Annotated in this window: 10 protein-coding genes; all 10 read left to right on the top strand. The window is 58.5% G+C overall.

What is annotated here, in order from left to right:
- Positions 1-38 precede the first annotated feature (38 nt).
- The gene (locus tag AXF19_RS12790) at positions 39-137 is read left to right on the top strand and encodes an iron transporter (RefSeq protein WP_237141754.1); all 99 of its coding nucleotides are present in this window, start codon (positions 39-41) and stop codon (positions 135-137) included.
- A 121-nt stretch (positions 138-258) separates the two neighbouring features.
- Complete coding sequence (locus AXF19_RS12785; RefSeq protein WP_066849703.1) at positions 259-1,524, top strand: DUF2318 domain-containing protein; 1,266 nt, start codon at positions 259-261, stop codon at positions 1,522-1,524.
- Positions 1,525-1,545: 21 nt separating this feature from the next.
- Entirely contained in the window at positions 1,546-2,829 is a 1,284-nt protein-coding gene (locus AXF19_RS12780) for an ABC transporter permease (protein WP_066849700.1), read from the top strand.
- Positions 2,830-2,832: 3 nt separating this feature from the next.
- On the top strand, positions 2,833-3,966 hold the full coding sequence (locus tag AXF19_RS12775; protein WP_066849697.1) for an ABC transporter permease: 1,134 nt from the start codon (positions 2,833-2,835) through the stop codon (positions 3,964-3,966).
- A 12-nt stretch (positions 3,967-3,978) separates the two neighbouring features.
- The gene (locus AXF19_RS12770) at positions 3,979-4,638 is read left to right on the top strand and encodes an ABC transporter ATP-binding protein (RefSeq protein WP_021685770.1); all 660 of its coding nucleotides are present in this window, start codon (positions 3,979-3,981) and stop codon (positions 4,636-4,638) included.
- 1 nt (position 4,639) lies between these two features.
- Positions 4,640-5,110, top strand: coding sequence for an FMN-binding protein (locus tag AXF19_RS12765; RefSeq protein ID WP_066849694.1), 471 nt, complete (start codon positions 4,640-4,642; stop codon positions 5,108-5,110).
- 177 nt (positions 5,111-5,287) lie between these two features.
- Positions 5,288-6,742, top strand: coding sequence for a beta-Ala-His dipeptidase (pepD, locus tag AXF19_RS12760; protein WP_066849691.1), 1,455 nt, complete (start codon positions 5,288-5,290; stop codon positions 6,740-6,742).
- A 144-nt stretch (positions 6,743-6,886) separates the two neighbouring features.
- Positions 6,887-7,363: a Fur family transcriptional regulator gene (locus AXF19_RS12755; RefSeq protein ID WP_084784839.1), complete on the top strand. Its 477-nt coding sequence runs from the start codon at positions 6,887-6,889 to the stop codon at positions 7,361-7,363.
- Positions 7,364-7,365: 2 nt separating this feature from the next.
- Positions 7,366-8,871 carry a coproporphyrinogen dehydrogenase HemZ gene (gene hemZ, locus AXF19_RS12750; RefSeq protein ID WP_066849685.1) on the top strand — a complete coding sequence of 502 codons (1,506 nt, stop codon included), beginning with the start codon at positions 7,366-7,368 and terminating at the stop codon, positions 8,869-8,871.
- On the top strand, positions 8,871-9,358 hold a 488-nt coding region (locus AXF19_RS12745; protein ID WP_172837426.1), incomplete at its 3' end, for a histidine--tRNA ligase. The genes hemZ and AXF19_RS12745, both read left to right, overlap by 1 nt.

Below are 9,358 nucleotides of genomic sequence, written 5' to 3'. Positions count from 1 at the left end.
GCGAGTTCTCGATCGACAGTCCCGCACGTCAGAACTACATGCTCCACACCGACAAGGAGACGGGCGTTCCGGGTCATCTCTGGACCGAGCCGGTCAAGATGAGCTGGGTGTTCAAATACGTTCCGCGTAAGTGGTAATTTCAGTTACTCCCGGACGATGACGGCGCGGGATTCCTGTGCCGCACATTGTCCTGCCGGAATTAGAATGGCTGCCGTCCTTGGGGGACGGCGGCTTTTCTAGTAGGAAAGGGTTATTACAATGTTACAGGCGTTTCTACAACAATTGGTACCGGCGCTCGAAGAGAGCATCAAGCTCGCCGTGCCGCTCGGTATTCTGCTTGCAATCATTCTGCCCCTGCCGAATCAAAGCATCCGCCATACGTTTGTGCGCGTTTTGAAGTGGGGGTTTTTCCTCTCGCTCTTTATGACTGCCGTGCGTGTCGGTACAAAGTCCGCAGTCAACCGCGAGATTTTCGAGAGCATGGCGATCGGTGTCGATCTCGTGGGCGCGCTCGTTCTCTGTACGATCCTCCTGCGCAGTCTGCATCGTGAATGGACAACGAAGGAGGAGCGCGTCTTCCGTATTGGGACGGGGGCGCTTGCACTTGGTATCTTCCTCTATCACGGTTTGGAACTCTGGCTGATCCCTGTTGCTACGGTTCAGGTTGCGATGGGGGACTACTTTACCCTCATTTTCTTTGTCAAGATGCTCGGTTTTCTCGGCGGCATCTTCCTCGGCTTCCTCTCGGGGTATCTGGCGTACCATGCGGCGGCGGCACTCAACCACGGGCGGCTTGTCTTTGTCTTCACCGTGCAGATCGCTGCGACCGCCGTGCAGCAGATCATCTTTGTCATGACGGTCATGATGGCACGGCAGGTGCTTGGCGCGGAGGCGCTCATCCCATTTATGGCACCGTTTATCGATAACCAGAACAAAATCATCTATGCCATCTACTTCGTTTCCATTCTCGTGCCCGTTACGCTCTTTTTGCAGCCGCGTCCCGAGCGTCCGCTCTGGGCAAATCCCGCGCAGTACCGTCAGCTGCTCGCGCGCGCGATTCGGCGCAAGCGCTGGGGATCGGGACTCCTTGCAATGCTCGTTCTGACGATACTTATTTCGAGCGTCGGCGGTTGGTATGCGAACAAGAAGGAACAGCTTGTCCCTGCCGTTGCAGTCAAGGCGGAGGACGGACTTGTGCAGATTCCGCTCGAGGAGGTTTCGGACGGACATCTCCACCGTTATGCCTTCCGTGCCTCAGATGGGACGGAGGTGCGTGTCATCATCGTACAGAAGGGCGGCTCTGCGTTCGGTGTGGGGCTTGATGCGTGTGAGATCTGCGGACCGACGGGGTACCTCGAGCGCGACGGACAGATCGTCTGCCGCCTCTGCGATGTCGTCATGAACAAGGCGACGATCGGCCTTCCCGGCGGCTGCAACCCGATCCCCGTGGAGTACCGTGTGGCAAACGGTGCGGTGCAGATCGCAGGGGATACACTTGAAGCGGCACGCATTCACTTCCGGTGACGGCATGAGAGGAGGAAAGCCATGTTTTGGCAAATGGTAAAAGGGGCGCTCATCCGTCAGCGCGGGAGGTTCATCCTCATCGCACTGACGGTCGCCCTTGGCGTTTCGCTCGCGACTGCCATGCTGAATGTCATGTTCGACATCGGCGAGAAGGTTAATCAGGAGCTGAAGGCATTCGGTGCGAACATCACGGTAACACCGCGCAACTCGATGGTGCTCAAGGATCTCTACGGCGTGGAAACCACGAAGAGTACACATCGTGAATACCTCGAAGAATCGGATCTCGGCAATATCAAGACGATTTTCTGGACGAACAATATCGTTGCGTTCTCACCGTCATTGACGACGAACATCACGCTCGCGGACGGCGAGACGGTTCCGTTCTTCGGCACATGGTTTGAGCACACGCTCACGCTGCCGACGGATGAGGTCTACACCACGGGCGTGAAGTTCATGAAGTCGTGGTGGCACGTCGACGGTGACTGGGCGGACGATACGCAGACGAATCAGGTGCTCGTGGGTACGAAGCTTGCACAGAAGCTCGGCGTGTCGGCGGGCAGTACACTCTCGTACAAGAAGCCGGACGGTTCGGATGACACGCTGACGGTCACCGGCATCCTTTCGGGCGGCGGCGATGAGGAGAATCAGATCGTCGGCTCACTTGCTCTTGCGCAGAATCTTGCAAACGCTGCGGGGAAGATCGATCAGGTCGAGGTCAGTGCGATGACGACACCGGAGAATGATCTTGCACGCAAGGCGGCAGAGAATCCGAAGTCGCTCTCACAGGCAGAGTATGACATCTGGTACTGTACCTCATATGTCGGATCGATCGCCTATCAGATCGAGGAGGTCATGCAGAATGCGGCAGCGCATCCCGTGCGCCAGATCGCAGAGTCCGAGGGGAAGATCCTCGACAAGACACAGCTCCTTATGCTGCTGATTACGGTTTTGTCGCTGCTCTCTTCGAGCCTCGGTGTCAGCAATCTCATCAGTGCGAACATCATGGAGCGCAGCCGTGAGCTCGGACTTCTCAAGGCACTCGGTGCGACGAATCTCGCGGTCGTGCTCTCCGTGCTTGCGGAGATCTTTATCGCGGGGATTATGGGCGGCATCCTCGGCTATGTCGTTGGGCTTGGTTTTGCCCAGCTCATCGGTGAGAACGTTTTTGGCTCGGGCATTGCGGTGAATCCGTACGTCATTCCGATTATTGCCGTACTCATGTCGCTCGTGCTCATTATCGGGAGTGTGCCCGCGATTCGTATGCTTCTGTCGCTGCAGCCGGCAGAGGTTCTCTATGGCAGGTGATGAATGATGAATCGATATAAAATGTTCTTTATCATGGTCGCCAATTCCCTGCTGCGGCGGCGTGCACGCATGGCAATCGCTCTGCTTGCCGTTGCCATCGGGGCGACGATCATCTCGGGCATGATCACGGTCTACAAGGAAGTCCCCGAACAGATGGGGCGTGCGTTCCGCGCCTACGGTGCGAACCTCCTTATCCTGCCGGGGACAGACAAGGGCGCGATTCAGGAGGATTCGGTTGCCGCCGTGCGCAAGTCCCTCTCGGGCTATGAGATCGTCGGCATCACACCGTTCCTGTATGATACCCTTCTCATCAACCACCAGACGGTGATGGCGGGCGGCACGGACTTTGCCGTCCTGCAGGAGGTCAGCCCGTATTGGCAGATTCGCGGCGACTGGCCGACACCGGGCGAGAAGGAGATCCTGCTCGGCGCGGAGTTTGCGGCGAAGCTGCGTGTGAATCCCGGCGATACGATTACCGTATCGGGCGGTGAGGGGACGATTGTGAGTGATTACCGCGTGTCCGGCATCGTTCGCACGGGTGGAAACGAGGAGAACTTTGTCTTTGTCTCCCTGCCCGATATGCAGAACATGAAGGGCCGTCCCGGCGAGCTGAGTCTCGCGCAGGTCTCCGTTGTCGCGGGGCAGGATGAGCTGACGCGCGCAGAGGAGAAGATTCGCACGGATGTACCCGGCGTTCAGCCCCAGCTCGTCAAGCAGATTGCCCAGTCCGAGGGCACGGTGCTCGGGAAACTGCAGGCACTCGTGCTCATCGTCACCGTCGTTGTCCTTGTCCTGACGCTGATCTGTGTCTCGACGACGATGATGGCGATTGTGACGGAGCGTCGCCGCGAGATCGGGCTAAAGAAGGCACTCGGTGCGGATAACCGTCACATTGTCGCGGAGTTCTTCGGCGAGGGGTGTCTCCTCGGTTTTCTCGGCGGCGTGCTCGGCTCGGGCTTTGGCTATCTCTTTGCCCAGAGCGTCAGCGTCAACGTCTTCGGACGCGGCATCGAGTTCTCCGCGACCATTGTCGTCGTTGCGCTCGTCATGTCTATCTTTGTGACAGGGCTTGCGTCGCTCCTGCCCGTGCGCATTGCGACGAATGTAGATCCCGCGATCATCCTGCGCGGTGAATAGGAGGAAAAAGCAATGAGTCTGCTTGAACTGCGGCACGTTTCCAAGGCATACAACGAAAAGGTGCTTGCTCTGGACGATGTCAATCTCAAGGTCGAAAAAGGCGAATGGCTTGCGGTCATGGGCCCCTCCGGCTCGGGCAAGTCGACCCTCATGAATATCATCGGCTGCATGGACAGCGCGACGGGCGGAGAGGTCATCCTCGACGGCGAGGTGCTGACGGATGCGACGCCGGAGGAACTGACGCGCTACCGCCGCGACAAGATCGGCATCGTCTTCCAGCAGTTCCACATGATCCCGTATCTCACGGCGGTCGAGAACATCATGGTCGCGCAGTACTACCACAGCATGCCCGACCGTGACGAGGCGATGGCGGCGCTCGAGCGCGTCGGACTCGCCGACCGTGCGAGCCATCTGCCGAGTCAGCTCTCGGGCGGTGAGCAGCAGCGCGTCTGCATTGCGCGCGCCCTCATCAACTACCCTGTCCTCATCCTCGCGGACGAGCCGACGGGCAACCTCGACGAGCAGAACCAGAAGCTCGTCATGAAGATCTTCCACGAGCTGCACGACGAGGGGCATACGATCCTCACCGTTACCCACTCTGCCGAGGTCGGTGACGAGGCGCAGCGCTGCGTCATCATCGAGCACGGGCGTATGCGTGAAAGGACGGCATGATATGAAGAAAACGACATTGGGCGTTGCCCTGCTTCTCTCCATCGGTGTCATGGTCGCGGGCTGCGGCGATGAGAAGAAGGAAGCGCCGAAGAATGACGAAAAGCCCGCCGCACAGGCGGTGTCCGTCGATCTGACGGGCGCGAAGGACGGCACGTTTGCGGCGGACAGCAGCGAGCACGCACAGCTCGGTCACTCGCACGTCGAGCTTACGATTGAGAACGGCGCGATTGCAAAGGTTGTGCACACGGGCTTTGACAAGGACGGCAAGCAAAAGGACGAGAACTACGGCGCGGACAAGCCCGAGGGCGTTCGCAAGAAGGCGCAGGTCGCCTACAAGGCGATTGCGTCCTACGCAAGTCAGCTTGAGTCGAAGAAGGATCTCGCAAAGGTGGATGCCATTGCGGGCGCAACCGTCAGCTACGACCAGTTCAATGAAGCCGTTGCAAAGGCTGTAGAAGAGGCGAAGAAGTAAAAGGGGCGCCTATGCTGTAAGCTCAAGCCTCCCCCGCCGAGCGGGGGAGGGGGATCGCTTGCGATGGAAGGGGCGCCTTGAACAGCAGAAAATCATAATTACTCGTTTGACGGGTAGTTATGATTTTTTTCTGTCTGTGCTATAATATGGAGCAGGATATAATGAGGAGGAAGAACTATGATAGACGATGCGAAGATTTTGGAGACGGTCATTGCGGAGTTCGAGGCGCTGACGCACATTCCGCGTCCTTCGGGACACGAGCGTGCGGTCAGCGACTATCTGAAGAAACGTTTTACAGAGATCGGCTGCACGGTGACGCAGGATGAGGCACTCAACATCATTGCCGAGATGCCCGCGACGACAGGCTGCGAGGCTGCACCGCGGACGATCCTGCAGGGGCACATGGACATGGTCTGTGTCGCGAAGCCGGGCGTGATCTACGACCCTCTGAACGATCCAATCAAAATGCTGCGTACGGAGGAGTCTCTGACGGCGGACGGCACGAGCCTCGGCGGCGACGACGGCATCGGTGTCGCGGAAATTTTGACCGCGATGCAGTATACGGAGGAACACGGACCGCTGCGCGCGATCATTACGGTGGATGAGGAGCAGGGGATGTCGGGCGCGCGCCATCTGGATGCCGCACATCTCTCGGGCGCACGTTTCCTCATCAACTGCGACTCCGAGGACTATCATATCATGACGGTCGGCAGTGCGGGGAGCGTGAACCTCGACTTCTCACGCATGCTGACGCGCAGGGAGTCCGCCCTGCCTGCCTATCGCATTGCCGTGGAGGGGCTGCGCGGCGGACATTCGGGCGAGCGCATCGGCGACGGGCGCGGAAACGCAATCCGCACACTTGCGCTTGCACTGCAGACGCTCGCGGGGCACGGCAAGATCGAGATTGTGTCCTTTACGGGCGGTACGGCGCGCAATGCCATCCCGCCGACGGCAGAGGCAATCATCCGCACGGAGATTGGAGAGCGTGAGATTGTCAATGTCCTTGTGGAGGAAGAAAAGCGCTTCCATGCGCTCTATGGCACGGCAGACCCCGCGATGAAGTTCTCTCTCTCGAGCGTGGAGAATGCGGGGCGCGTCATCGGTGCAGATGAGCAGCATGATCTCATCGCGCTTCTCACGCTTCTGCGTACGGGCGTGCACGATATGTCGCGCCTCCATGTGGACAAGGTGGAGACCTCGGCGAACCTCGGCGTCATCACCATGGACGAGAGCGAGGTGCACGTACAGTTCTTCCCACGCTCCTCGGTGAACGAGCGTCTGGATGAGATTGTCACGATGGCAGAGACCCTTGCGAAGCGCACGGGCTTCACGCTCACGGTTGGAGCAAAATCGCCGGCGTGGCGCGAGCGCGAGCACAGCACGCTTGTGAAGATCATGGGTGAGGTCTATGCCGCGCAGAACGGCGGTGCTGCAATGACCGTCGAGAGCATTCATGCGGGACTCGAGACGAGCTGGCACGCGGCGAAGAATCCTGAGCTCGACATGGTGTCCATTGGCGTGACGGCGCACGGCATCCACACGCCCGAGGAGCGCGTGGAGATTGCGGCGATTGTGCCCGAGGCAAAGCTCATGATGGAGACCCTGCGCCGCATTGCTGAGGAGAAGAGCTGAGAATGATTTGCCGCATTCTAAAATGAACATTCTCAATTAGTTTTTCCTTTCTATAGCAAAAACTTGTCGTATGTGCTATACTATTCTCATTGATTGTGATTATATATTGGAGAGTCAGCATATAAATCTATGGAGGGAAAGAGTATGGCAGATACCTATACGATGGAAGATCTGAAAAAACGTCTGCAGGCGACGCAGCGCAAGATGACGCCGCAGCGCCAGATTGTCCTGCAGGTGATACTGGATCATCCGAGTGAGCATCTGAGCGCGGAGAAGATCTATGACATTCTGCGCGGCACGGAGTCGGAGATCGGGCTTGCAACGGTGTACCGCAGCCTCGAGATTCTCGTCTCGCTCGGCATCCTGCAGAAGATTGAATTCGGCAAGGAGTTCGACAAGCGCAACAAGGGCTCGTACTCGTACGAGCTGAATCCGATCGACCCGAACCAGCATTTCCACCATCATCTCATCTGCACGGAGTGCAAGGAGATCTCGGAGTTCGAGGAGGATATGCTCGATCATCTTGAGGAGGATATCTTCAAGAAGACGGGCTTCAAGGTCGAGAACCATCAGGCGAAGTTTTTTGGCATCTGCAAAAAATGTCAGGAGAAGCAGAAATAGGCGTGAAGATTCGGTCGCTTACGATAAACACGAGTACCGAGGTCATTGTCAAAATTGTCCGCGAGGTATTGACGCTCTTCAAGGCGGAGATCGTAGGGCAGGCAGGGGAGGCGGATTACGCTCAGCTGTCGGTGGTGAACCGGCAGTCGGGATGTGAGCCGCCTTCTGTCATGACTGAGATACTTCTCTTTGCCCTCGACGGGTCATGTGAGAGATTTGAATTCTCCTCGGACGGTGCAGCGGACGAGGTGCCGCGTGCCGCCGTGCACCGTGCGATCAAGCGCAATGTCTATGCGTTCTTTCGCACGCGCTTTCAGCTGCCGCCTGCGCCGTGGGGCATCCTGCACGGCGTGCGCCCGACGAAGATCGTGCACCGATGGCTGCGGAGCGGCATGACACCTGAGGCAGTCATTGCGCGATTGCAGGCAGACTATGATTGCAGTGTGGGAAAGGCACAGCTCATCACGGAGGTTGCCGTGCGGCAGCTGCCGTTCCTCGCGCATAGCGATGTGCGCAGGGTGAGCATCTATGTCGGCATCCCGTTCTGCCTCTCGCGCTGCTTCTACTGCTCCTTTCCGTCGAATCTCCTGCCGGGCAGGGAAAAGCTGCGTGCATTTATGGATGTGCTTGCGCGCGATCTCGCGGCAGCAGCGGAGGATGTGCGCGCGCTGGGGCTTACGGTCGAGAGTATTTACATCGGTGGGGGCACGCCGACGAGTCTTCCAAATGATTTTTTTGCCGAAATGCTCAAAATGGTATATAATGCGTTTTATGGACCCACGATTGTGGAGTTCACCGTCGAGGCGGGACGCCCTGACAGCATGAGTGCGGAGAAGATTGCGGCGATGAAGGCATACGCCGTGACGCGCGTGAGCGTGAACCCGCAGTCGATGCAGGCAGAGACGCTTCGTCGTATTGGACGCCACCACACGCCCGAGGATATTGTCCGCATGGTGCACGAGATCCGCGCGGCGTTCGATGTGCACATCAATATGGATGTGATCCTTGGACTGCCTGGCGAAACGGCGGAGGATGTCGCGTGCACGGTGGCGCAGGTAACTGCCCTCGCGCCCGACGATATCACCCTGCACGCACTTGCTTTGAAGCGCGGCTCGAATCTCCGGCTGAAAATGGAGACGGAGCACGTCGAACTGCCGTCGGACGCGGAGACGCAGCGCATGAGCGCAGTCGCCGTACGCGCGGTGGAGGAGGCGGGCTATCGTCCGTACTATCTCTATCGACAGGGCTATATGAGCGGCGATCTTGAGAACGTCGGCTATGCCCGCGCAGGTGCCGAGAGCATCTACAACATTCAGATTATGGAGGAGCACCAGACGATCATCGGCATCGGCGGTGCCGCCACGACGAAGGTGCTCGGCGTTCGTTCGGGGCGGATGCACTCCGTCTTTCATGCCAAGGATCTTGTGACCTATCTGCGCGATATTGACATCTACATTGAAAAACGCCGTGCGCTCCTGCGCGCGGAATACGAGGAGGAAACGCCCTGATGCTGACGAATGCGCCACGGGGAACGAAGGATATACTGCCCGATGCGGTGGGCGCGTGGACATATGTGGAGAATGTCATCCGCGAGCTCTGCGCCCGCTACGGCTACCATGAGATCCGCACGCCTGTCTTCGAGCACACGGAGCTCTTTCAGCGCGGAATCGGCGACGGCACGGATGTCGTGGACAAGGAGATGTATACCTTCTCTGACCGTGGGGAGCGCAGTCTGACGCTGCGCCCCGAGAATACGGCGTCTGCCGTGCGCGCCTATCTGCAGAACAAGCTCTATGCGGACGGCGGTCTGCAAAAGCTGTTCTACATCGGCTCGATGTTTCGCTACGACCGCCCGCAGGCGGGGCGCATGCGCGAGTTCCATCAGTTCGGCGTGGAGGCAATCGGCGGGGCGAGTCCTCTAGTGGATGCCGAGGCGATTCTCCTCGCATACGACTTCCTAACAGCGCTCGGGCTTACGGGGCTGACGCTGAAGCT

This window comes from Selenomonas sp. oral taxon 126 (genome assembly GCF_001683335.1).
GTDB lineage: Bacteria > Bacillota > Negativicutes > Selenomonadales > Selenomonadaceae > Centipeda.
Note: the sequence above shows the minus strand (reverse complement) of the source record. Positions and strands in the feature narration are given on the sequence as shown.